The organism is Citrobacter sp. S-77, assembly GCF_963864895.1.
Lineage (GTDB): Bacteria > Pseudomonadota > Gammaproteobacteria > Enterobacterales > Enterobacteriaceae > Citrobacter > Citrobacter murliniae.
The window spans coordinates 3,707,217-3,730,505 of sequence record NZ_CAWLWU010000002.1; the positions used below are offsets into that span (position 1 = coordinate 3,707,217).

At 52.4% G+C, this 23,289-nt stretch carries 21 protein-coding genes and 4 tRNA genes; 9 read left to right on the forward strand and 16 right to left on the reverse strand.

The window, feature by feature from the left end; genetic code table 11:
• Positions 1 to 99 precede the first annotated feature (99 nt).
• The 14 genes from luxS to mltB form a co-directional block, all read right to left on the reverse strand.
• On the reverse strand, positions 100 to 615 hold the full coding sequence (gene luxS / locus AACS05_RS18235; protein WP_016154160.1) for an S-ribosylhomocysteine lyase: 516 nt from the start codon (positions 613 to 615) through the stop codon (positions 100 to 102).
• Between the two features lie 149 nt (positions 616 to 764).
• Entirely contained in the window at positions 765 to 2,321 is a 1,557-nt protein-coding gene (gene gshA / locus AACS05_RS18240) for a glutamate--cysteine ligase (protein WP_045446602.1), read from the reverse strand.
• Positions 2,322 to 2,397: 76 nt separating this feature from the next.
• Entirely contained in the window at positions 2,398 to 2,826 is a 429-nt protein-coding gene (locus AACS05_RS18245; RefSeq protein WP_045446605.1) for a YqaA family protein, read from the reverse strand.
• Positions 2,823 to 3,389 carry a fructose-1-phosphate/6-phosphogluconate phosphatase gene (gene yqaB, locus AACS05_RS18250; protein ID WP_045446607.1) on the reverse strand — a complete coding sequence of 189 codons (567 nt, stop codon included), beginning with the start codon at positions 3,387 to 3,389 and terminating at the stop codon, positions 2,823 to 2,825. The genes AACS05_RS18245 and yqaB overlap by 4 nt, the downstream gene beginning before the upstream one ends.
• Before the next feature lie 306 nt (positions 3,390 to 3,695).
• Positions 3,696 to 3,772, reverse strand: a tRNA-Arg gene (locus AACS05_RS18255).
• Positions 3,773 to 3,966: 194 nt separating this feature from the next.
• A tRNA-Arg gene (locus AACS05_RS18260) sits at positions 3,967 to 4,043 on the reverse strand.
• A gap of 192 nt (positions 4,044 to 4,235) precedes the next feature.
• A tRNA-Arg gene (locus AACS05_RS18265) sits at positions 4,236 to 4,312 on the reverse strand.
• A 3-nt stretch (positions 4,313 to 4,315) separates the two neighbouring features.
• Positions 4,316 to 4,408 (reverse strand) — tRNA-Ser (locus AACS05_RS18270).
• Between the two features lie 337 nt (positions 4,409 to 4,745).
• Positions 4,746 to 4,931: a carbon storage regulator CsrA gene (gene csrA, locus AACS05_RS18275; protein WP_000906486.1), complete on the reverse strand. Its 186-nt coding sequence runs from the start codon at positions 4,929 to 4,931 to the stop codon at positions 4,746 to 4,748.
• Positions 4,932 to 5,168: 237 nt separating this feature from the next.
• A complete protein-coding gene (gene alaS, locus AACS05_RS18280) occupies positions 5,169 to 7,796 on the reverse strand; it encodes an alanine--tRNA ligase (protein WP_045446613.1) in 2,628 nt (875 codons plus the stop codon).
• A gap of 128 nt (positions 7,797 to 7,924) precedes the next feature.
• On the reverse strand, positions 7,925 to 8,425 hold the full coding sequence (gene recX, locus AACS05_RS18285; protein WP_045446616.1) for a recombination regulator RecX: 501 nt from the start codon (positions 8,423 to 8,425) through the stop codon (positions 7,925 to 7,927).
• A gap of 69 nt (positions 8,426 to 8,494) precedes the next feature.
• Positions 8,495 to 9,559: a recombinase RecA gene (recA, locus tag AACS05_RS18290; protein ID WP_016154166.1), complete on the reverse strand. Its 1,065-nt coding sequence runs from the start codon at positions 9,557 to 9,559 to the stop codon at positions 8,495 to 8,497.
• A 92-nt stretch (positions 9,560 to 9,651) separates the two neighbouring features.
• The gene (gene pncC / locus AACS05_RS18295) at positions 9,652 to 10,149 is read right to left on the reverse strand and encodes a nicotinamide-nucleotide amidase (RefSeq protein WP_045446621.1); all 498 of its coding nucleotides are present in this window, start codon (positions 10,147 to 10,149) and stop codon (positions 9,652 to 9,654) included.
• Positions 10,150 to 10,311: 162 nt separating this feature from the next.
• Positions 10,312 to 11,391 (reverse strand): lytic murein transglycosylase B, encoded by a 1,080-nt coding sequence (mltB, locus tag AACS05_RS18300; RefSeq protein ID WP_045446624.1) that lies wholly within the window; start codon positions 11,389 to 11,391, stop codon positions 10,312 to 10,314.
• Between the two features lie 242 nt (positions 11,392 to 11,633).
• Here mltB and srlA point away from each other — a divergent pair, with 242 nt between their 5' ends.
• The 7 genes from srlA to gutQ all read left to right on the forward strand — a co-directional run bounded on the left by srlA (position 11,634) and on the right by gutQ (position 16,596).
• Positions 11,634 to 12,197 carry a PTS glucitol/sorbitol transporter subunit IIC gene (srlA, locus tag AACS05_RS18305; RefSeq protein WP_045446627.1) on the forward strand — a complete coding sequence of 188 codons (564 nt, stop codon included), beginning with the start codon at positions 11,634 to 11,636 and terminating at the stop codon, positions 12,195 to 12,197.
• The gene (gene srlE / locus AACS05_RS18310) at positions 12,194 to 13,165 is read left to right on the forward strand and encodes a PTS glucitol/sorbitol transporter subunit IIB (RefSeq protein WP_045446629.1); all 972 of its coding nucleotides are present in this window, start codon (positions 12,194 to 12,196) and stop codon (positions 13,163 to 13,165) included. Before srlA ends, srlE begins: the two co-directional genes overlap by 4 nt.
• Positions 13,166 to 13,177: 12 nt before the next feature.
• Positions 13,178 to 13,540 carry a PTS glucitol/sorbitol transporter subunit IIA gene (srlB, locus tag AACS05_RS18315; protein WP_045446632.1) on the forward strand — a complete coding sequence of 121 codons (363 nt, stop codon included), beginning with the start codon at positions 13,178 to 13,180 and terminating at the stop codon, positions 13,538 to 13,540.
• A 17-nt stretch (positions 13,541 to 13,557) separates the two neighbouring features.
• Entirely contained in the window at positions 13,558 to 14,337 is a 780-nt protein-coding gene (gene srlD, locus AACS05_RS18320; RefSeq protein WP_045446635.1) for a sorbitol-6-phosphate dehydrogenase, read from the forward strand.
• 101 nt (positions 14,338 to 14,438) lie between these two features.
• Entirely contained in the window at positions 14,439 to 14,798 is a 360-nt protein-coding gene (gene gutM / locus AACS05_RS18325; RefSeq protein WP_045446638.1) for a transcriptional regulator GutM, read from the forward strand.
• A gap of 66 nt (positions 14,799 to 14,864) precedes the next feature.
• Complete coding sequence (gene srlR / locus AACS05_RS18330) at positions 14,865 to 15,638, forward strand: glucitol operon DNA-binding transcriptional repressor SrlR (RefSeq protein WP_045449764.1); 774 nt, start codon at positions 14,865 to 14,867, stop codon at positions 15,636 to 15,638.
• Entirely contained in the window at positions 15,631 to 16,596 is a 966-nt protein-coding gene (gene gutQ / locus AACS05_RS18335) for an arabinose-5-phosphate isomerase GutQ (RefSeq protein WP_045446641.1), read from the forward strand. The genes srlR and gutQ overlap by 8 nt, the downstream gene beginning before the upstream one ends.
• Here the strand turns inward: gutQ and norR are convergent.
• Positions 16,593 to 18,110 (reverse strand): nitric oxide reductase transcriptional regulator NorR, encoded by a 1,518-nt coding sequence (gene norR / locus AACS05_RS18340; protein ID WP_045446644.1) that lies wholly within the window; start codon positions 18,108 to 18,110, stop codon positions 16,593 to 16,595. The two genes, gutQ and norR, sit on opposite strands and share 4 nt — an antisense overlap.
• A 186-nt stretch (positions 18,111 to 18,296) precedes the next feature.
• Here norR and norV point away from each other — a divergent pair, with 186 nt between their 5' ends.
• Positions 18,297 to 19,745 carry an anaerobic nitric oxide reductase flavorubredoxin gene (norV, locus tag AACS05_RS18345; protein WP_045449765.1) on the forward strand — a complete coding sequence of 483 codons (1,449 nt, stop codon included), beginning with the start codon at positions 18,297 to 18,299 and terminating at the stop codon, positions 19,743 to 19,745.
• On the forward strand, positions 19,742 to 20,875 hold the full coding sequence (norW, locus tag AACS05_RS18350; protein WP_045446645.1) for an NADH:flavorubredoxin reductase NorW: 1,134 nt from the start codon (positions 19,742 to 19,744) through the stop codon (positions 20,873 to 20,875). Before norV ends, norW begins: the two co-directional genes overlap by 4 nt.
• A 111-nt stretch (positions 20,876 to 20,986) precedes the next feature.
• On the opposite strand, the gene hypF is transcribed toward norW, so the two are convergent.
• On the reverse strand, positions 20,987 to 23,227 hold the full coding sequence (gene hypF, locus AACS05_RS18355; protein ID WP_045446648.1) for a carbamoyltransferase HypF: 2,241 nt from the start codon (positions 23,225 to 23,227) through the stop codon (positions 20,987 to 20,989).
• Positions 23,228 to 23,289 lie beyond the last annotated feature (62 nt).

The window sequence follows — 23,289 nt, forward strand, 5'->3', positions numbered from 1 at the left end:
TTTTTTATTGCCCGGTAGTTCGTTGCTTACCGGGCCTGCACTCAGCACAATTCTGTAGGGCCAGATAAGGTGCGTAGGCACCATCCTCCGGCGCGATAACTAGATATGCAGTTCCTGCAGCTTCTCTTTCGGCAACGCCAGCTCTTCATTGCTGTTGACGCGCACATCATGCTCAAGAATATGGCGTGCAATATCCTGCGCCTCACTGAGGGAGTGCATCTGATACGTACCGCACTGGTACACGTTAAGTTCCGGGATCTGATTCTGATCCTGCACTTTCAGCACATCAGCCATCGCTGCTTTCCAGGCATCAGCCACGCGCTGCTCGTCAGGCGTACCAATCAGACTCATATAGAAACCGGTACGACATCCCATTGGAGAAATATCGATAATCTCGACACCATTACCGTTGAGGTGGTTACGCATAAAACCGGCAAACAGGTGTTCCAGAGTGTGGATGCCTTTCTCAGGCATCACCTCTTTGTTTGGAATACAGAAACGCAGATCAAACACGGTGATTGCGTCGCCATGCGGGGTGTTCATCGTTTTTGCGACCCGGACTGCAGGAGCTTCCATCCGGGTATGATCGACAGTAAAACTATCTAACAACGGCATTTAGCCACCTCCGATAAATTTTTTAAAAATAATCTGAACTCTTTGTTCCGGGGCGAGTCTCAGTATATGAAAGACGCGCATTTGTTATCATCATCCCTGTTTTCAGAGATGAAATTTTGGCCACTCCCGAGTGGCCTTTTTCTTTTGTATCAGGCGTGCTTTTCCAGCCACACGTCAAACGACTCAGTATCGGCCGCTTCAATTTCCTGCTGACGACGCTTTGATGCCTCGGTTTCAGCAATAAACTCTTCTTCCTGCAACATTTCCAGCGGCTCTTCACGCAGCAGATTACGGTAAGCCTCTCCCAGCGCTTTGCCAGTGCCGCCAATGCCTGTATCAATCATAGACCGCAGGATCCGGGCTGAAAATGTCAGTTCAGGGTTGTCAAAGCACGCGACCAGTTCATCACAGACTTTTTGATATTCCTCTCCGCCGTGGATGCTGTCCAGCGTTTGTGCTACGCGTTTCAGATCACGGAACAGATCTTTGCCCACTTTAGGCAGTGGGAACTGGGCAGTTTCGCAGCCAATGCCTAACGTCAGGCCCGGCTTACGTCCTTCCAGAATCACACGGTTCCAGTTAGTACGAGTGCATAACAGCTCATCGCTACTCATCTCCGGCGCATCAGCCAGTACGCACCAAACCATAAACAGATCGAGGAAACGCACTTGCTGCTCATCCACGCCAATGGGTGAGAATGGGTTAATATCCAGCGAACGCACTTCAATGTACTCAATGCCGCCGCGCAGAAGCGCATCAGACGGCGATTCACCACTGCGAGTAACGCGTTTCGGGCGAATAGGTGCATACAATTCGTTTTCAATCTGCAGCACGTTGCTATTGATTTGCAGCCGCTTACCGTCTTTCTCCAGACCGATCGCCGCGTACTCCTCGGAAGGGGTTTTAATCGCGCGCTTCAATCCTGCCACATACTCATGCAGATCGTTAAACGTAATTCCGAGATTGCTTTGCGACTTATTGGTATAACCCAGGTCACTCAGGCGCAGAGACGTTGCATATGGCAGGTAATACATACCACAGTCGGTTTTTTCAAACGGCAGGGTCGTTGGTTTTCCTTGCAAGAAGGAGGAACAAATTGCCGGAGAGGCACCAAACAGATACGGGATCACCCAACCAAAACGGTAGTAATTACGGATCAGACGGAAGTAGCCTGCGGAGACTTTCTCTTTGGCGTCATCATCGCTCGTTACGCCGCACTTTGCCTGCCAGAATGCCATTGGCAGAGAAAAATTGTAATGTACGCCGGAGATCGTTTGCATCAACGCGCCGTAACGGTTCTTGAGGCCTTCACGGTAGAGCGTTTTCAGACGACCAATATTTGAAGTACCGTACTGCGCCAGTTCAATATCCTGACCTTCGGCAATATAACAAGGCATGCTCAACGGCCACATACGCTCATCGCCAAGGTTTCTGGCGGTATAGCGATGCAGATCGCGCATGAATGTGAGCATTTTCTGAATGTCGTCGCCAGGAGGAGTAATAAACTCCAGCAGCGTTTCGGCAAAATCGGTGGTTATCCATTTATGCGTAAGCGCTGAGCCTAATACATCAGGATGTCCCGTCGTTGCCAATGAGCCATCAGCATTAACGCGCAGCGTTTCACGCTCCAGCCCACGTTGAATCCCCTTTAACGCCTGGGGATTTTTTTCCAGCCAGGCCAGCGCCTGTGATACGTCCGGGATCAAATTGACCTCCCGCCTGTCAAAATCGTTTTAATTAGCATAATGGTATTGGTTACCCTACAGGCTATCCACAACACAATTAGTGCCACCACATAATGCCTTGCGTCGTAACCGCTGCCACCACAACGTAGCGCAGCGCTTTGCCAAGACATAAAAAAAACATCACCGGGCCCCACGAGATACGCATCCATCCCGCTAACAGGCACAGTAAATCACCCACAACTGGCATCCAGCTTAATAATAGTGTGACAGCGCCATAGCGCTTCAACCAGCCAGTGGCTTTCTCTTGCCAGCGTGATGTTTTACGCAATGGAAAGAAACGCCCAAGGATAACGTTAGTTAACCCTCCAAGGCTATTACCCATTGTTGCTGTTAAGACTAAGACCCAGGGATGACTTACCCCAGAGACCAGCAAAGCCACTAAAACAACTTCAGAATTACCAGGTAATAGCGTGGCGCTGAGAAAACTGCTGGCAAACAGTGACAGGAGCGACAGTCCATCACTCACAATAACCGGACATCCACGGCATCCATTCCGGCAGCGTATGCCGCCTGCAGTCCAAAATCGGCATCTTCAAATACTACGCAGCGAGTTGGCTCCACCCCCATACGCTCGGCACACAGTAAGAACGTATCAGGAGCAGGCTTATGGCGTTGCACGTGGTCTGCAGCAACGACAGTATCAAAATAATGACGCAGCCCGAGATGAGCGAGCAGAGCTTCAGCAATCGCACTTTCGCTCCCGGTACCTACCGACATTGGCCGACGACCATGCCAGGCTTTCACCACATCGACTAACGGCAAAGGCTGGACACTGTCCAGCAGCATGCTTTTAACTTTATCGGTTTTTTCGCGAGCCAGTGCATGAGGATCCAGATCGGCCTGATTTAGTTCAATAACCGATTGGGCAATACGCCATGTTGGGGAGCCGTTGAGTGCAACCATGGCCTGCTCATCAAAACGTAGTCCATAGCGCCCTAATACTTCACGCCACGCTTTACGGTGCGTCGGTTCAGTATCCAGGATGGTGCCATCCATATCAAAAATCAAACCCGCATAACGTTCGTACATCGTCTTCTCACAAGCCGAATGACCAGACGTTATTTTATCGTAATTGATTGATTTTGTCGCTGACGGAGAATTGAGGATTGTTCAGATTGAAAGAAAATGACTAAGGAGGAGAATAGAAACTTGCGATTATCTTGCAGATGATGAAACAACAGAATCGCTGTTATCTCGGAGAAGATGGTGCATCCGGGAGGATGACTCACTGACGTTCGCCCTACGGGCCGTTGCTGAAGCAACGTTATCCTCCCTGGTTCTAGCGACTATCTCGCAGACCATGAAACAACAATCCAGCTGTTATTTTGGAGAAGATGGTGCATCCGGGAGGATTCGAACCTCCGACCGCTCGGTTCGTAGCCGAGTACTCTATCCAGCTGAGCTACGGATGCATCAGGGAACTTATTTTACTGCTGATACTGAAATCGCTATAAAAACGGTTTCAAGTAAGAGATGGTGCATCCGGGAGGATTACTCGGCTGCGCCTTGCCCTACGGGTCGTTGCTGAAGCAACGCTATCCTCCCTGGTGCTCGCGATCATTTCGCAGACCATGAAACAACAGCTTAGCTGTTATCTCGGAGAAGATGGTGCATCCGGGAGGATTCGAACCTCCGACCGCTCGGTTCGTAGCCGAGTACTCTATCCAGCTGAGCTACGGATGCATCAGGGAAACTTACTTTACTGCAGATTTGACATCGCTGCTAAAGCAACATCAGATAATATGGTGCATCCGGGAGGATTACTCGGCTGCGCCTTGCCCTACGGGTCGTTGCTGAAGCAACGCTATCCTCCCTGGCACTCGCGATTAACTCGCTGACCATGAAACAACAGCTTAGCTGTTATCTCGGAGAATATGGTGCATCCGGGAGGATTCGAACCTCCGACCGCTCGGTTCGTAGCCGAGTACTCTATCCAGCTGAGCTACGGATGCAAATGGCGGTGAGGCGGGGATTCGAACCCCGGATGCAGCTTTTGACCGCATACTCCCTTAGCAGGGGAGCGCCTTCAGCCTCTCGGCCACCTCACCAACAACGCCTCTTGCGAGTGCTTCGAAGAACTTGTTTCTGCTCATCGTCGCTGCGTGGCGCACATATTACTTTCTGGGACTTATAAGTCAAACAATTTTTCCAGTGCTTTTATCGTTTGCACATTTCACGCGCAATTAGTCTGCAAAAACGGCAAAAAGAGTGTTTTATCAACAGATAAATTGGCATTTTCTCCAGACGATGAACAAACAGAAAAATCGTAGAGAAAGGGAATAAGAGGATAGAAGTAGAGAAACAGGAGAGAAATGAACAACAGGAGAGAAAAAGAAACCAACTAAATCAGGTTGCGCCTCACCTGAAAGGTGAGACGCGAAAACCTTAGTAACTGGACTGCTGGGATTTTTCAGCCTGGATACGCTGGTAGATCTCTTCACGATGGACAGATACTTCTTTCGGGGCGTTGACGCCAATGCGCACCTGGTTGCCCTTCACCCCTAAAACTGTCACGGTGACCTCATCGCCTATCATGAGGGTCTCACCAACTCGACGAGTCAGAATCAGCATTCTTTGCTCCTTGAAAGATTAAAAGAGTCGGGTCTCTCTGTATCCCGGCATTATCCATCATATAACGCCAAAAAGTAAGCGATGACAAACACCTAAGTGTAAGCAGTCACGGCATCACATTCTGTTAAACCTAAGTTTAGCCGATATACACAACTTCAACCTGACTTTATCATTGTCGATAGCATTGATTCGCATGCCGTAACCCAAGGCTACAGCATGCGCTAATGCTTATAGTTATTACAGTTTCGCGCTGACCCAGCCTTTCACACTGGCTAACGCTGCAGGCAGAGCCGCGGCATCCGTACCACCGGCTTGCGCCATGTCCGGACGACCACCACCCTTGCCGCCTACCTGCTGAGCGACCATCCCAATCAGCTCCCCTGCTTTCACGCGGTCTGTCACATCCTTAGACACGCCCGCAATCAGAGAAACCTTACCTTCTACTACCGTTGCCAGAACGACAACCGTAGATCCCAGTTGATTTTTCAGATCATCAACCATAGTACGCAACATTTTAGGTTCAACGTCCGTCAGCTCACTAACCAGCAGCTTCACGCCGTTGATATCAATCGCTTTACTGGAGAGATTTGCACTTTCCTGCGCCGCGGCCTGTTCCTTCAATTGCTGCAATTCTTTCTCGAGTTGACGTGTACGCTCCAGTACCGAACGCACTTTGTCACCCAGATTCTGGCTATCACCTTTTAGCAGCTGTGCAATATCGCTTAAGCGATCGCTCTCAGCATGCACGGTATTGATAGCGCCTTCACCGGTTACGGCTTCGATACGACGAACGCCCGCAGCAGTGCCGGATTCAGACACAATACGGAACAGACCGATATCACCGGTACGACTGGCGTGAGTACCGCCACACAATTCGGTTGAGAAATCGCCCATGCTCAGAACGCGTACATGGTCATCATACTTCTCACCAAACAGCGCCATTGCTCCTTTGGCTTTTGCCGCCTCAAGATCCATGACATTCGTTTCAATCGGCAGGTTGCGACGAATTTGCGCATTCACCAGATCTTCAACAGCACGAATTTCCGCCGGTTTCATCGCTTCAGTGTGAGAGAAGTCGAAACGCAGAACTTTATCGTTAACCAGTGAGCCTTTCTGTGACACGTGCGTGCCCAGGATCTGGCGTAACGCCGCATGCATCAGGTGTGTTGCGGAGTGGTTCAGACGAATACGCGCACGACGCGCTTCATCCACATCAGCCTGTACCGCATCGCCCACTTTCAGTGAACCCGCTGACAGCTTGCCAATGTGACCAATTGCCTGGCCATACTTTTGCGTGTCGCCCACTGCGAACGTAAAGCCAGCGCCTTTCAGCTCGCCTTTATCGCCAACCTGGCCACCGGATTCCGCATAGAACGGCGTCTGGTCCAGAACAACGACGGCATCCTGACCTGCGTTAATCGCATCTACCGCTTTACCATCCACAAACAGGGCGGTCACTTTGCCGTTCAGTTCCAGATGATCGTAGCCTTTAAATTCAGATGCACCATCAACGCGAATCATCGCGTTGTAATCTGCACCAAAACCGCTGGCTTCACGTGCACGACGGCGCTGCTCTTCCATCGCGGCTTCAAAACCAGCTTCGTCAACTTTGATGTTGCGCTCACGGCAAACGTCCGCCGTCAGGTCAACCGGGAAGCCGTAGGTGTCATACAGGCGGAATGCGGTTTCACCATCCAGCGTATCACCAGACAGTTTAGCCAGTTCTTCATCCAGCAGTGCCAGACCACGCTCCAGCGTACGAGCAAACTGCTCTTCTTCCGTCTTCAGAACCTGCTCAACCAGCGCCTGCTGACGTTTCAGCTCTTCACCCGCAGAGCCCATCACCTCTACCAGCGGACCAACCAGCTTGTAGAAGAAGGTATCTTTCGCACCGAGCATGTTGCCATGGCGTACCGCGCGACGAATGATACGACGCAGCACATAACCACGGTTTTCATTCGACGGAACAACGCCATCGGCGATCAGGAATGCGCAGGAACGGATATGGTCGGCTATTACGCGCAGTGATTTGTTGCTCAGATCGGTTGCACCGGTCACTTTCGCCACGGACTCAATCAGCGAGCGGAACAGGTCAATCTCGTAGTTGGAGTTAACATGTTGCAGCACTGCCGCAATACGCTCCAGACCCATCCCCGTATCCACGGACGGTTTAGGCAGCGGTTCCATAGTACCGTCAGCCTGACGGTTGAACTGCATGAAGACGATGTTCCAGATCTCAATATAGCGATCGCCATCTTCTTCAGCACTTCCCGGAGGGCCACCCCAAATGTGGTCGCCGTGATCGTAGAAAATTTCGGTACACGGACCACACGGACCGGTGTCGCCCATCTGCCAGAAGTTATCGGAAGCATATGCCGCACCTTTGTTATCACCAATACGGATGATACGTTCGCGCGGAATCCCGACTTCTTTTTCCCAGATTTCATAGGCTTCATCGTCAGTTTCATAGACGGTTACCCACAGACGCTCTTTCGGCAGGGCAAACCAGTTTTCACCGGTCAGCAGTTCCCATGCATATTGAATAGCATCGTGTTTAAAGTAGTCGCCGAAGCTGAAGTTACCCAGCATTTCGAAGAAGGTATGGTGACGTGCAGTGTAACCGACGTTTTCCAGGTCATTGTGTTTACCGCCCGCGCGTACGCAACGCTGCGAGGTGGTTGCGCGGGAATAATTACGCTTATCGAGGCCAAGGAATACATCCTTGAACTGGTTCATCCCGGCGTTGGTAAACAACAAAGTAGGGTCATTGTTTGGTACCAGGGAGCTGCTGGCAACTACCTGATGTCCTTTACTATGGAAAAAATCGAGAAACGCCTGACGGATCTCAGCGGTGCTCTTGCTCATAATTATCCTGAAGAAATCAAGCTAACGAAATATCATTACCAGCATCGGCACGCGATCTGCGCCTCTGGCAATCGAAAAGTGGGAATAAGATAAGTTTTCTTTACTGGGAAGTAAAATCCCGTATGCGCTCAATCGTCAAAATTTCGCCATATCGCCTGAATATCTTCCATCAGATAACCACGATAGAGCAAAAAACGCTGAACCTTTACCTTTTCTGAAAAAGCCACAGGCAAAGGCTCACCGTATTTTCTGATTGCCTGTTCTCGCGCAAGCTGCGCCCAGTCAATTTCACATTCACGCATTGCGCGCTCAATGGATTCACGTTGGATCCCTTTTTGCCCCAGCTCCTGGCGCACACGCGCGGGGCCATAGCCTTTGCGGCTGCGGCTGGCGATAAACTGCCGAACGAATCGGTCATCATCCAGGTAGCGACTTTCAATACACCAGGCAATAACCTTGTCGTAATCCTCAGGCGTAGCATCAATTTCTTCCGGTCCATTTTTCCCCATGACCGGAGCAGCCAGTTTTCGTCTTAGCTCCTGCTCACTGTGATCGCGCATGGCAAGAATACGAACAGCGCGGTCAAGTAGTCGGGACCAGGCGGAACGGCGAGGAGTTGAATCTGTCATAGTGAGCCTTCAGAAATGGAAAAGGGCTGCATGATATGCAGCCCTTCTATGTGCGATAACGTCAGATTATCAGAAATCTTCGTTCGTTTCTTTTACATCTTCACCGCTGTCATCAACAGAGAAGTCTGGTTTTGAATCCGGGTTATTGAGCAGTAACTCGCGTACTTTCTTCTCAATTTCCTTCGCAGTTGCCGGGTTTTCCTTCAGCCAGTTAGTGGCATTCGCTTTACCCTGACCAATTTTCTCACCGTTGTAGCTGTACCATGCACCGGCTTTTTCAATCAGCTTCTCTTTAACGCCCAGATCAACCAGTTCGCCGTAGAAGTTGATACCCTCACCGTACAGGATCTGGAATTCAGCTTGTTTAAATGGCGCTGCAATTTTGTTTTTCACGACCTTAACGCGGGTTTCACTACCCACCACGTTATCGCCCTCTTTTACCGCGCCAATACGACGGATATCCAGACGGACAGAGGCGTAGAATTTCAGTGCGTTACCACCGGTGGTAGTTTCCGGGTTACCGAACATGACGCCAATTTTCATACGGATCTGGTTGATAAAAATCAGCAGCGTATTGGACTGTTTCAGGTTACCTGCCAGCTTACGCATTGCCTGGCTCATCATACGCGCCGCGAGGCCCATGTGAGAGTCACCGATCTCGCCTTCGATTTCAGCTTTTGGTGTCAGTGCAGCAACGGAATCGACAACGATAACATCGACTGCACCGGAACGCGCCAGCGCGTCACAGATTTCCAGCGCTTGTTCACCGGTATCCGGCTGAGAACAAAGCAGGTTGTCGATATCAACACCAAGTTTACGAGCATAGACAGGATCAAGCGCGTGCTCTGCATCGATGAACGCACAAGTTTTACCTTCACGCTGTGCGGCAGCAATAACCTGCAGTGTCAGGGTCGTTTTACCGGAGGATTCTGGCCCGTAGATTTCGACGATACGCCCCATCGGCAAACCGCCCGCACCCAATGCGATATCCAGAGAAAGCGAACCGGTGGAGATGGTTTCTACGTCCATAGAACGGTCTTCACCCAGGCGCATGATGGAGCCTTTACCGAATTGCTTTTCGATCTGGCCCAGCGCTGCCGCCAACGCTTTCTGTTTGTTTTCGTCGATAGCCATTAATTACTCCTGTCATGCCGCTTTCGGGTTAAACCGCGAAACGTGAAAGATGATGTTCTGTTGTCGCAATTATACTGTATGCTCATACAGTATCAAGTATTTTGTAGAAATTGTTGCCACAGGGTCTGTAACGCATAGGCGGTCGCCTGCCGACGTACTGCATCGCGGTTACCACTGAAGCATTCCCGACGGGTAACCCCCTCGCCGCTTGCGCTGGCAAAAGCAAACCACACGGTGCCGACGGGCTTATCTTCACTCCCGCCATCTGGCCCTGCAATACCGCTGATCGAGACAGCGAAATGCGCACGAGCAGCTTTCAGCGCACCAATCGCCATTTCGACGACTACCGGTTCACTCACCGCGCCATGCTGTACCAGCGTTTCTTCTCGCACACCGATCATCTGTGATTTAGCTTCATTACTGTAAGTCACAAACCCGCGTTCAAACCAGGCAGAGCTTCCGGCAATATCGGTAATGGCTTTCGCTACCCAACCGCCGGTACAGGATTCTGCGGTAGTCACCGTCGCACCGCGCGCTTTCAACGCCAGCCCAACCCGCTCACTTAACTGCATCAGTTCACTGTCAGTCATTTCAGCCTCTGTCAGTAAAAAAAATATGCCGGACAAGATAGCACTTTCATAACAAAGATGGGGATGAAGAGAGTAATTTACGAGGGGGATTCAGAAAATAGATAAGCTGACTTAAAAATAGAGCCGGATACGATGCCTGCACATCGTATCCGGCAAGAATGATTATTGCACCCGTGCCAGCGCCACCGCCTGACCTAACTGCCAGACAGCCATCGCGTAATGCGTGCTGTGGTTATAGCGGGTAATGGTGTAGAAGTTCGGCAGTCCATACCAGTACTGATAACCGGTGCCGATATCCAGACGCAGCAAGCTGACCTGCTGGTGATTCCCTAACGGCTGCTGCGGCGTCAGACCTGCAGCAGCAAGCTGAGAAATGCTGTACTGGGTTTTAAAACCGTTCGCCAGCCCCGGTGCCTGGCCGTTTGCCGGGACAGCCACCATATCTCCTTTCACCCAGCCGTGGCCTTTGAAGTAATTTGCCACGCTACCGATGGCATCAACCGGATCCCACAGATTGATATGCCCATCGCCATTAAAATCGACAGCATATTCTTTGTAAGAGGACGGCATGAACTGCCCGTACCCCATTGCACCAGCGAAGGAACCTTTCAGATCCAGCGGGTCATCGCTTTCATCCCGTGCCATCAGCAGGAAAGTTTCCAGTTCACCGGAAAAGTATTCTGCCCGGCGCGGATAGTTAAATGACAGGGTCGCCAGCGCATCCAGAATACGCGTTTTACCCATCACGCGGCCCCAGCGAGTTTCCACCCCAATAATACCTACGATAATTTCCGGCGGCACGCCGTAAACCTGCCATGCACGCTTCAGAGCATCTTCATGCTGATTCCAGAATGCCACGCCGTTTTGCACGTTATCCGGGGTAATGAACTGCTTGCGATAGCGCAGCCAGGCTCCGTTAGGTCCGGCTGGCGGCTGGGTAGTCGGTGCCTGACGGTCCATCAGACGCAGAACATAATCCAGACGCTTGGCCTGCGACAGGATCTCCTGCAACTGTTGACGGTCAAAACCGTGCTTGCTCACCATCTTCTCGATGAACTGCTGTGCGTTCGGATTATTGGCAAAGTCACCACCCGACAGCATGACATTGTGTTGCGGCTCAAGCAGGAAGCCGCCGGATGGCGTTCCCGTGGTCGTTTGAGTCTCTGAAGGTTTCGGTTTGCTGCTACAGGCAGCAAGCAACACACAAAGGGGAAGTAATGCTACATAACGACGCTTGAACATGGGACATCCATTAAACAGATTCAGCCTGGGAGAAGTATGGTAAAGCATCCCCCGCCAAACAAGGAAGCAGTCCTCACAGAATAAATACCATTCCCACTCATCTCATCAATCCCCTTCCCACAAACTTTCAAAATAAAATATTTATCTTTCATTTTGCGATCAAAATAACACTTTAAATTCTTTCATTGTGATTAAAATGAATCACCTTTTGGAAAGGTAACTAACCCCTACAGGAGAGAATAATGATCGAAACCATCACCCTGGGCGCAGAGTGGTTCATTGGGCTGTTCCAGAAAGGCGGAGAAGTATTCACCAGTATGGTGACCGGTATTCTTCCGCTCTTGATTAGTCTACTGGTCATCATGAACGCGCTGATTAACTTCATTGGCCAGCAGCGCATTGAGCGATTTGCTCAGCGCTGTGCCGGAAATCCGTTATCCCGCTATCTGCTGCTACCTTGCATCGGTACTTTTGTATTTTGTAACCCTATGACCCTGAGCCTGGGTCGTTTTATGCCTGAAAGATACAAACCCAGCTACTACGCTGCAGCTTCTTATAGCTGCCACTCAATGAACGGATTATTCCCTCATATCAACCCCGGTGAGCTGTTTGTCTATCTGGGCATTGCCAGCGGCCTGACGACGCTTGGTCTCCCCCTCGGCCCGCTCGCGGTGAGCTATTTGCTGGTCGGTCTGGTCACGAACTTTTTCCGCGGCTGGGTAACCGACCTCACCACCTCCATCTTTGAGAAAAAAATGGGCATCCAACTTGAACAGAAAGTCCGTCTGTCTGGAGCGACATCATGATGCGTATTCGTATTGAAAAAGGTACTGGCGGTTGGGGGGGCCCGCTCGAACTGGAGGCGACGCCTGGGAAGAAAATTGTCTATATCACTGCCGGAACACGCCCCGCGATTGTCGACAAATTGGCACAGTTAACCGGCTGGCAGGCGGTAGATGGGTTTAAAGAAGGCGAGCCACCTGAAGAGGAAATTGGTGCCGCGATCATTGACTGCGGCGGCACACTGCGCTGCGGGATCTATCCGAAGCGGCGCATACCAACGCTGAACATTCATGCCACGGGTAAATCCGGTCCGCTGGCCCAGTACATTGTCGAAGATATCTATGTCTCTGGCGTAAAAGAAGAAAACATTACCGTTGTCGGTGAAACATCTGCCGCACCTCAGTCCACAAACACCACTGCGGGCCGCGATTACGACACCAGCAAAAAGATTACCGAGCAGAGCGATGGCCTGCTGGCGAAAGTGGGTATGGGAATGGGATCCGCCGTAGCAGTGCTGTTCCAGTCCGGACGAGACACGATTGATACCGTGTTGAAAACCATTCTGCCCTTTATGGCATTCGTCTCGGCGCTGATCGGCATCATCATGGCTTCCGGTCTGGGCGACTGGATAGCTCACGGCCTCGCACCGCTGGCCAGCCATCCGTTAGGGCTGGTAACACTGGCGCTGATCTGTTCTTTCCCACTGTTGTCCCCTTTCCTCGGCCCTGGCGCCGTAATCGCCCAGGTTATCGGAGTACTGATAGGTGTACAGATTGGTCTGGGTAACATCCCGCCGCATCTGGCACTGCCTGCCTTATTCGCAATTAACGCCCAGGCGGCCTGCGACTTTATCCCGGTGGGTTTATCGCTGGCGGAAGCCCGTCAGGATACCGTGCGCGTTGGCGTGCCATCGGTGCTGGTGAGCCGCTTCCTGACCGGCGCACCAACCGTTCTCATTGCCTGGTTTGTTTCCGGCTTTATTTACCAATAAGAGGTTCCGAAGATGACCGTGATTTATCAGACCACCATCACCCGTATTGGCCAGAGCGCGCCGGATGCACTTTGCGATCAAATGCTGATTACCTTTCGTGAAGGCGCACCTGCGGATATCGAAGAATTTTGCTTCATTCATTGCCATGGAGAGCTGAACGGCTCTCTGCAAGCCGGCGTCCAGTTCGAGCTGGGACAGCATCACTATCCGGTCACGGCCGTTGGCAGCGTTGCGGAACAAAACTTACGTGAGCTGGGGCATATCACCCTGCGTTTTGACGGACTGAGTGAAGCGGAATTCCCCGGCACTGTACACGTTGCGGGACCAGTACCAGACGGTATCGCACCGGGCTGTATTTTGAAGTTTGTTGCTTAAGATTGAAGGAGATAAAAATGAATCAAGTTGCCGTTGTCATTGGTGGAGGCCAGACTCTGGGTGCATTCCTTTGCCGTGGGCTTGCTACAGAAGGATACCGCGTTGCGGTGGTGGATATTCAAAGCGATAAAGCAGCGAATGTGGCACAGGAGATTAATGCGGAGTTTGGTGAGGGTACCGCTTACGGCTTTGGTGCCGACGCCACCAGCGAACAGAGCGTACTGGCGTTATCACGCGGAGTGGATGAAATATTCGGCCGCGCTGATCTGCTGGTTTACAGCGCGGGCATCGCCAAAGCAGCGTTCATCAGTGACTTTGAGCTTGGAGATTTTGATCGCTCTTTACAGGTGAACCTGGTCGGTTACTTCCTTTGTGCACGTGAATTCTCACGTCTGATGATCCGTGACGGCATTCAGGGCCGCATTATCCAGATCAACTCGAAATCAGGCAAAGTAGGCAGTAAACACAACTCCGGTTACAGCGCCGCTAAATTTGGCGGCGTGGGTTTAACCCAGTCGCTGGCGCTGGATCTGGCGGAATATGGTATTACCGTACATTCACTGATGCTTGGTAACTTGTTGAAATCACCGATGTTCCAGTCTTTATTACCGCAATATGCGACCAAACTCGGCCTCAAGCCGGATGAAGTGGAACAGTATTACATTGATAAGGTTCCCCTCAAGCGCGGCTGCGATTATCAGGATGTGCTGAATATGCTGCTGTTTTATGCCAGCCCGAAAGCGTCTTACTGCACCGGGCAGTCCATTAATGTGACCGGTGGCCAGGTGATGTTTTAATGTTGAATTGCCGGATGGCGGTTCCACCTTATCCGGCCTACGCCCTCCCTGTAGGCCGGGTAAGCCCAGCGCCTCCCGGCACATAAGCAAGGAGCAATAACATGGTTTCTGCACTGATAACCGTCGCCGCCATCGCCTGGTGCCTGCAGCTGGCGCTAGGGGGTTGGCAAATATCCCGTTTTAATCGCGCGTTCGATAAGCTCTGTCAGCAGGGACGAGTCGGCGTAGGTCGTTCCGGCGGGCGCTTTAAACCGCGTGTAGTTGTCGCCATTGCGCTGGATGAGCAACAACGGGTAACCGATACTTTATTTATGAAAGGACTTACCGTATTCGCTAAGCCAATAAAAATTGCCACGATAATGGGTAAACATCTTGATGAATTACAGCCTGATGTGATCTTTCCCCATGATCCGCTCTCGCAGAATGCACTATCATTGGCGCTTAAACTGAAACATGGATAATTTCGTTGTGAATGCTAATAGCTTGCGAAATTATCATTTCGCAACCTATACAGGGTGATCATGCCTATGAAACCTCGTCAGCGTCAGGCTGCAATACTGGAGCATCTGCAAAAACAGGGGAAATGCTCGGTTGAAGAACTGGCACAATACTTTGACACTACCGGCACGACCATTCGCAAAGACCTGGTCATTCTGGAAAATGCCGGAACCGTCATTCGTACCTATGGCGGTGTAGTATTAAACAAAGACGAATCCGACCCGCCTATCGATCACAAAACGCTAATCAACACGCATAAGAAAGAGCAAATTGCCGAAGCCGCCGTACGATATATTCACGATGGCGACTCTATCATTCTTGATGCAGGCAGCACCGTTTTACAGATGGTGCCAATGCTCACCCGCTTTAGCAATATCACCGTCATGACCAACAGTCTGCACATTGTTAACGCCCTTTCGGAGCTGGACAATGAGCAAACCATCCTGATGCCAGGCGGTACGTTTCGCAAAAAATCTGCGTCATTTCACGGTCAGTTGGCAGAAAACGCCTTTGAGCAGTTCAGCTTTGATAAACTCTTCATGGGTACCGATGGCATTGACCTTAATGCCGGAGTGACCACCTTTAATGAGGTCTACACCGTCAGTAAAGCGATGTGCAATGCCGCTCGCGAAGTGATTCTGATGGCGGACTCATCAAAATTCGGGCGTAAAAGCCCCAATGTTGTGTGCAGTCTGGAAAGCGTCGACAAGCTGATTACCGATGCAGGCATCGATCCTGTATTTCGTCAGGCGCTGGAAGCAAAAGGGATTGAAGTGATCATAACCGGAGAAACCAATGAGTGATGCACTACTGAACGCGGGCCGTCAGACGTTAATGCTGGAACTACAGGAAGCCAGCCGACTGCCAGAACGTCTGGGCGATGATTTTGTCCGCGCCGCCAATACCATTATCCACTGCGAAGGCAAAGTCATTGTTTCCGGTATTGGCAAGTCTGGTCATATTGGCAAAAAAATCGCGGCGACTCTCGCCAGCACCGGCACCCCGGCCTTTTTTGTGCATCCTGCGGAAGCGCTGCACGGCGACTTAGGGATGATTGAAAGTCGCGATGTGATGCTGTTCATCTCTTACTCCGGTGGTGCAAAAGAGTTGGATCTCATTATTCCGCGCCTGGAGGACAAATCCGTCGCCCTGCTGGCGATGACAGGAAAACCGACCTCACCGTTGGGCCTGGCGGCAAAAGCCGTACTGGATATTTCGGTGGAGCGCGAAGCCTGCCCGATGCGCCTGGCGCCGACATCCAGCACCGTCAACACCCTGATGATGGGCGATGCGCTGGCAATTGCCGTGATGCAGGCGCGTGGTTTTAACGAAGAAGATTTTGCCCGTTCCCATCCGGCCGGTGCGTTGGGTGCACGTTTGTTAAATAAGGTGCACCACCTGATGCGTCGCGACGATGCCGTACCACAGGTCACGCTCACCACCAGCGTCATGGATGCCATGCTGGAACTGAGCCGTACCGGTCTGGGCCTGGTGGCGGTCTGCGACGAACAAGCGTTAGTGAAAGGCGTATTTACCGACGGTGACCTGCGCCGCTGGCTGGTCGGTGGCGGCGCGCTCACTACTCAGGTTAGCGAAGCGATGACCCCCAATGGCATTACGCTGCAGGCGCAAAGCCGCGCAATTGATGCCAAAGAGATCCTGATGAAGCGCAAAATTACCGCCGCACCGGTGGTGGACGAAAACGGCAAACTCACCGGCGCTATCAACCTGCAGGATTTCTACCAGGCAGGAATTATCTAATCCTTCAGTCCCAGACGTTTCGCCAACCGGTGCAGGTTGGCGACGTCGGTTTCCAGCGCTCGCGCGCTTGCCGCCCAGCTGTGGTTATTCTGCGCCAGTGCCCGGCGGATCATCTCCCGCTGAAATGATTCTGTTGCCTCACGCAGGTTATGAGCCTGCGGCATCTCTGCGATGACTTCGGCCTGCGGCGAAGGAACATCTTCCTGTAAAGCAAAATGCTGTGCTTCCAGTACCACTTCATCCCCTGCCCTTGTCGCCCTTGCCAGCACCACTGCACGATGAATAGCATGCTCGAGTTCACGGACGTTTCCGGGCCAGCCGTAGTTCAGCAGATGAGTTCGTGCCCCAGGGCTGAGCACCACACGAGAAAGCCCCAGTCTTAGCCGACACTGTTCGCAAAAATACCCTGCCAGCAACACGACATCGTCACCGCGCTCACGCAGCGGCGGTACGGAAAGCGGGAAGACGCTCAGGCGATGGAACAAATCGGCACGGAAATTTCCGGCCAGTACTTCTTCACGTAAATCACGGTTAGTGGCCGCCAGCACACGGACATCCACACGCAGACTGCGATCGTCCCCGACGCGTTGAATATCCCCATACTGCAACACGCGTAGCAGCTTGGCCTGTAGCGCCAGTGACAGCTCGCCAATCTCATCCAGAAATAGCGTGCCGTTGTCTGCCATTTCAAACTTGCCGCTACGATTGCTGATGGCTCCGGTAAATGCCCCCTTCACGTGACCAAACAGCTCGCTTTCCGCCACACTTTCCGGCAACGCGGCACAGTTCAGATACACCAGCGGATTCACCGCGCGCGGTGAGCCTTCATGGATGGCTTTCGCCACCAGCTCTTTGCCTGTCCCTGTTTCACCGCTGATAAGCACGTTGAGATCAGAGCCTGCCACAATCTCAATTTCTTTTTTCAACTGCATCATATTGGGTGACAGGCCAATCATCTGCGTTTCAGTGACCTGCTCAAAGGCAGTTGACGAACCCGGCAGCATATTCTGGCTTTCCAGTTGTTCAATCAACAATGCATTGCTCAGCGCGCCCGCCGCCAGAGCGGCAATCAGGCGTAGTTCTTCATCGCTGAACACATCGAACTGGTCAGGTTCCATACCATCAAGCGTCAGCGCGCCTATCAGATTTTGTCCGGCAAACAGCGGCAACCCGATGCAGGCATGAACCTTCAGGCTTTCCTGACCCGGAATCAGCCCGTCGTATGGGTCGGGTAAATCGCTGTCGGCAGGAAAGCGCACGACATCGCCTGCACGGGCGATCGCTTCCAGGCGCGGATGGCCCTCCAGCGTAAAACGCCTGCCGAGGACATCCTGTGCCAGCCCGTCAATTGCCAGGGGAATGAACTGTCGGGACTCGTAGCGCAGCAGCGCCGAAGCATCACACTCCAACACCTGGCGCAGGGTGGTAATCAGACGTTGAAAACGATCCTGATGCCCAATACCGCTTTGTAATTCAATGGCGATGCCCGCCAGGACATCAACTGAAAAGCTCATGACTACCTCATTGTCATTTTGACAATTCATATTGTCATATTGACAATAAATTAAATAGTCATTTTGACTACAATTTTTGGGGTATAAAAATTAAAACCTTATAAATCAAATAAATAAAAAACTGGCACGCAATCTGCAATAAGCAAAACATCTTTTTTGAAAAACGCTGAATTAATTGAGGTTGCTATGTCTATTCTGGTTAAAAATAACATTCATTGGGTTGGCCAACGTGACTGGGAAGTTCGTGATTTCCACGGAACCGAATACAAAACGCTGCGCGGCAGCAGCTACAACAGCTATCTCATCCGTGAAGAAAAAAATGTCCTGATCGATACAGTAGACCACAAGTTTAGCCGTGAATTCGTGCAAAATCTGCGCAGTGAAATTGACCTGGCGGATATTGACTACATCATCATTAACCATGCAGAAGAAGATCATGCCGGTGCGCTGACCGAACTGATGTCCTGCATTCCGGATACCCCGATTTACTGCACCAATAACGCCATTGATTCCATTACCGGACATCATCATCACCCGGAATGGAACTTCAACGTGGTTAAAACCGGTGACTCACTGGATATTGGTAACGGTAAACAGTTGATCTTCGTAGAAACCCCGATGCTGCACTGGCCTGACAGCATGATGACCTACATGACCGGCGACGCCGTCCTGTTCAGTAACGACGCCTTCGGTCAGCATTACTGTGACGAACGTCTGTTTAACGACGAAGTGGACCAGACTGAACTGTTCGAACAGTGCCAACGCTACTACGCCAACATCCTGACGCCATTCAGCCGTCTGGTGACACCGAAAATCACCGAGATCCTCGGCTTTAATTTGCCGGTCGATATGATTGCCACCTCTCACGGTGTGGTATGGCGTGACAACCCAACACAGATCGTTGAACTGTATCTGAAATGGGCGGCAGATTATCAGGAAGATCGCATCACGATTTTCTACGACACCATGTCCAACAACACTCGCATGATGGCAGATGCTATTGCGCAAGGGATCAACGAAGTTGACCCGAATGTGGCGGTCAAAATCTTTAACGTCGCCCGTAGCGATAAGAACGAAATCCTGACCAACGTCTTCCGCTCCAAAGGCGTACTGGTCGGTACATCTACCATGAACAACGTGATGATGCCGAAAATCGCGGGTCTGGTTGAAGAGATGACAGGTCTGCGTTTTCGTAACAAACGCGCCAGCGCCTTTGGTTCACACGGCTGGAGCGGCGGCGCAGTAGACCGTCTGTCTACCCGTCTGCAGGACGCTGGTTTCGAAATGTCTCTGAGCCTGAAAGCGAAATGGCGTCCGGACCTGGATGCGCTGGAGCTGTGCCGTCAGCACGGTCGTGAAATTGCACGTCAGTGGGCGCTTGCTCCGCTGCCGGAAACCAATGTGAAAGCAACAACTAGAGAAGAAGAGTGCGCCTGTGCCGCCGCCGCTGCCGCCGATCTCGGACCTTGCATGCAGTGCAGCGTCTGCCAGTGGATCTACGATCCCGCTAAAGGCGAACCTTTACAAGATGTCGCACCGGGTACTCCGTGGAGCGACGTGCCGGATAACTTCCTGTGCCCGGAATGTTCATTAGGTAAAGATGTCTTCGACGTACTGGCAACGGAGGCAAAATGAGCCACGGAATTGTCATCATTGGTTCGGGCTTCGCCGCCCGTCAGTTAGTCAAAAATATCCGTAAACAGGATGCAACAGTCCCGCTGACGCTGATTGCCGCTGACAGCATGGACGAGTACAACAAACCCGATCTCAGCCACGTTATCAGCCAGGCACAGCGTGCCGATGACCTCACCCGCCAGTCGGCGGGGGAGTTCGCCGAACAGTTTACATTACGCTTATTCCCGCACACCTGGGTTACCGATATTGATGCCGACGCCCACGTAGTGAAAAGCCAGGACAAACAGTGGCACTATGACAAACTGGTGCTGGCAACCGGGGCGTCAGCCTTTGTACCTCCGGTTACCGGACGTGAGTTAATGCTTACTCTTAACAGCCAACAGGAGTATCGCGCCTGTGAAACACAACTTCGTGACGCCCGGCGTGTTCTGATTGTCGGCGGTGGCTTAATTGGCAGCGAACTGGCAATGGATTTCTGTCGCGCCGGTAAAGCGGTGACGCTTATCGATAACGCCGCCAGTATTCTGGCTTCGTTAATGCCGCCGGAAGTGAGCAGCCGCTTGCAGCATCGCCTGACCGACATGGGTGTGCATTTGCTGCTGAAATCGCAATTACTGGAGCTGGAAAAAACCAGCACCGGTATTCGCGCCACGCTCGATCGTCACCGTAGCGTAGAAGTTGATGCGGTGATTGCGGCAACAGGTTTACGTCCTGAAACGGCGCTGGCGCGACGTGCTGGATTAACCATCAACCGTGGTGTTTGCGTCGACAGCTACCTGCAAACCAGTCATCCGGATATTTACGCCCTTGGCGACTGTGCGGAAATCAATGGTCAGGTGTTGCCGTTCCTGCAACCCATTCAGCTTAGCGCGATGTATCTGGCGAAAAATCTGCTCGGCGGCAACGCCCCGCTGAAACTGCCAGCCATGCTGGTAAAAATCAAAACGCCGGAGCTGCCATTACATCTGGCAGGGGAAACCCAGCGCCGGGATCTGAACTGGCACATTGCAGCGGAAGCACAAGGTATGGTCGCCAGAGGAACTAACAGCGAAGGCCAGTTATGCGCCTTCGTGGTCAGTGAGGACAGAATGAAGGAGGCTTTCGCTCTGTTGAAAACGCTGCCCGTGTAAACAATGTAGTGCCATCGCTTGATTTATTAACCTCACGCACACGGATGTGCGCTGCCACTTGTCGGTATGCCCCGACCTGTTTTTCTTGCCCCGCCAGTCCCGGGGCTTTTTTTATTTTTGTGTAAGCACCCGCGCCGCAGCAATTACGCCTTGTCCCAGCGATAATCCCCCATCTCCTGCCGGTAAACGCTGCGGAAACAGTAACGTAAAATCGGCCAGATAAAATGCCAGCCGCGACGACAGTAACCGGTTATGCATCACACCACCGCTGAATGCCAGCGTATTAATACCGCGAGAGACCGCCTGCCCGCGCATCAGCGTGGCAAACCCACGCGCCAGTGCATCATGGAAGGCCCAGGCGCGTTCCGGCGCTGTCGCCTGCCAGTTCAGCCACTGCTGCCAAAAAACAGCCAAATCGAGTTGATTAGCACTTACTGGAATCCTCACCGGATGCTCAACGCCCGCGCATTGTGAGGCCAGCGCCTCCAGCGTACAGGCGGCCTCACCTTCATAACTCAGCGATTCCGGCGCGCAATAGAGCGCTGCCGCAACGGCATCAAACAACCGCCCGCATGATGACGCCAGCGGAGCATTAATTCCCCGCTCAATGGCACGTGCCAGCACGCTCCAGTTTTGTTGTTGAAGTAACGCCGTTTCCGGGTAACGTTGCCAGTCAGGAACAAAACGCAGACACTGCGCCAACAGATTACGCCACGGCTGTTTAGCCGCGAGATCGCCACCAACCAGCGCTACGGGAGGCAAACCGCCGAGGTGTTCGCACTCACGATAATTAACCCGCAGACACTCGCCTCCCCACAACGCACCGTTTTCGCCCATACCGATACCATCCAGCGTCAGGGCAATAACATCCCCTCCATCCAGCGGCCAGCCGTGCTCGGCAAGACTTGCAGCGGCGTGAGCATGATGATGCAGTACCGTTTCGGTTGGCAGGTTCATCTCACTGGCCCACTGGCTGGAAACGTAGCCAGGGTGCGCATCGCAGACGATACGCTGTGGCGTGAAATCATAAATGTTCTGGATCAGGTGCAGCGCATCACGCCACTGGTTTTGAATGCCATCGTCGCTGAGATCTCCCAGATGCTGGCTGATAACCGCCTGTTCGCCTCGCACCAGGCAGAAGGTATTTTTCAGATCAGCGCCTAAGCACAGTATGGGTGGCACATCGCGAAAACCTGGCGGTAGCGCCACAGCATCCGGTACGTAACCCCTGGAACGGCGCAGCATTTCCCCGCTATCACGCACGACGGAATCATCCATACGCTGGACGATTTCACGGTTATGCAGCAGAAAACCATCGGCAATCTCGCGCAAATCTTCCAGCGCTTGCGCATTGGTAATCGCAGGTGGTCTGCCGCTGAGGTTGCCGGAGGTCATCACCAGCGGGCCATTCATTTCCTGTAAAAGCAAATGCTGTAGCGGGTTGGCTGGCAGCATAACGCCGACTTCCATCAGCCCTGGCGCAATCCCCTCGCTCAGCGAAACCACATATTGCTTATTCACCAGCACTATTGGCGCTGCGGGGGTGGCCAGTAAACGACGCGCAGACTCTGGTAGTCCATCATCACCAGGCAGCATTACCGCCAGCGGTTTGGCCGGGCGGTGTTTGCGCGTCCTGAGCATCGCCACAGCCTTGTCGTTGCGCGCGTCGCAAACCAGATGGAATCCACCAATCCCTTTGACGGCCACAATGCCACCTGCTTTCAGCAGTGTCACTGCCGACTGCAACGCGTCTTCTTTTTCCGCCCGAACGCCTGCGCTCAACCACTCAAGATGTGGACCGCACGCCGGACAGGCAACCGGCTGTGCATGGAAGCGGCGGTCATAGGGATCGCGGTATTCTTTATCGCACTGGAGACAAAGCGGGAATGACGACATCACGGTAAATGGACGATCATATGGCATTGCACGAATAATCGTAAAACGCGGGCCGCAGTGGGTACAGTTGATAAAGGGGTAGCGATAGCGGCGTTCGCCGGGCGTATTCATTTCAACAAGACAGGCCGGACAAGTTGCGGCATCGGGCACGATTTGCGTATTCATCGTCCCGCCTGCGCTTTGACGTATCGAGAAATCAGCAGGCTGCTGCGGCCAGGCAAACGGCTCGCTCTCAACGCTGTCAATGCGAGCCAGCGGCGGGCAGTGTTGGTGCAGTTGGGCAATAAATACCGCCGGATCTTCCAGCATTCGCACCACCACACCATCACCGTCGTTACAGACGTCGCCATGCAATTCTAGCCGCTGCGCCAGTTGCCAGACAAAGGGACGAAATCCAACGCCCTGTACCTTACCGCGAATACGTAGCTGTACGCCGGAGTGGTGGTTTATTGTCATGATGAATTCCCGCGGTCATGTTTCCCTGAAATGCCCGTTTGCCGGATAAGCGAAACGCTATC

Bases quoted from the DNA above. Each gene is read 5' to 3' on its own strand.
- srlE (WP_045446629.1), top strand. From the start codon at position 12,194: ATGATGCGTATTCGTATTGAAAAAGGTACTGGCGGTTGGGGGGGCCCG.
- yqaB (WP_045446607.1), bottom strand. From the start codon at position 3,389: ATGTACGAACGTTATGCGGGTTTGATTTTTGATATGGATGGCACCATC.
- luxS (WP_016154160.1), bottom strand. From the start codon at position 615: ATGCCGTTGTTAGATAGTTTTACTGTCGATCATACCCGGATGGAAGCT.
- mltB (WP_045446624.1), bottom strand. From the start codon at position 11,391: ATGTTCAAGCGTCGTTATGTAGCATTACTTCCCCTTTGTGTGTTGCTT.
- srlB (WP_045446632.1), top strand. From the start codon at position 13,178: ATGACCGTGATTTATCAGACCACCATCACCCGTATTGGCCAGAGCGCG.
- norV (WP_045449765.1), top strand. From the start codon at position 18,297: ATGTCTATTCTGGTTAAAAATAACATTCATTGGGTTGGCCAACGTGAC.
- pncC (WP_045446621.1), bottom strand. From the start codon at position 10,149: ATGACTGACAGTGAACTGATGCAGTTAAGTGAGCGGGTTGGGCTGGCG.
- norR (WP_045446644.1), bottom strand. From the start codon at position 18,110: ATGAGCTTTTCAGTTGATGTCCTGGCGGGCATCGCCATTGAATTACAA.
- hypF (WP_045446648.1), bottom strand. From the start codon at position 23,227: ATGACAATAAACCACCACTCCGGCGTACAGCTACGTATTCGCGGTAAG.
- recA (WP_016154166.1), bottom strand. From the start codon at position 9,559: ATGGCTATCGACGAAAACAAACAGAAAGCGTTGGCGGCAGCGCTGGGC.
- srlD (WP_045446635.1), top strand. From the start codon at position 13,558: ATGAATCAAGTTGCCGTTGTCATTGGTGGAGGCCAGACTCTGGGTGCA.
- gutQ (WP_045446641.1), top strand. From the start codon at position 15,631: ATGAGTGATGCACTACTGAACGCGGGCCGTCAGACGTTAATGCTGGAA.
- gutM (WP_045446638.1), top strand. From the start codon at position 14,439: ATGGTTTCTGCACTGATAACCGTCGCCGCCATCGCCTGGTGCCTGCAG.
- alaS (WP_045446613.1), bottom strand. From the start codon at position 7,796: ATGAGCAAGAGCACCGCTGAGATCCGTCAGGCGTTTCTCGATTTTTTC.
- csrA (WP_000906486.1), bottom strand. From the start codon at position 4,931: ATGCTGATTCTGACTCGTCGAGTTGGTGAGACCCTCATGATAGGCGAT.
- srlA (WP_045446627.1), top strand. From the start codon at position 11,634: ATGATCGAAACCATCACCCTGGGCGCAGAGTGGTTCATTGGGCTGTTC.
- recX (WP_045446616.1), bottom strand. From the start codon at position 8,425: ATGACAGATTCAACTCCTCGCCGTTCCGCCTGGTCCCGACTACTTGAC.
- srlR (WP_045449764.1), top strand. From the start codon at position 14,865: ATGAAACCTCGTCAGCGTCAGGCTGCAATACTGGAGCATCTGCAAAAA.
- norW (WP_045446645.1), top strand. From the start codon at position 19,742: ATGAGCCACGGAATTGTCATCATTGGTTCGGGCTTCGCCGCCCGTCAG.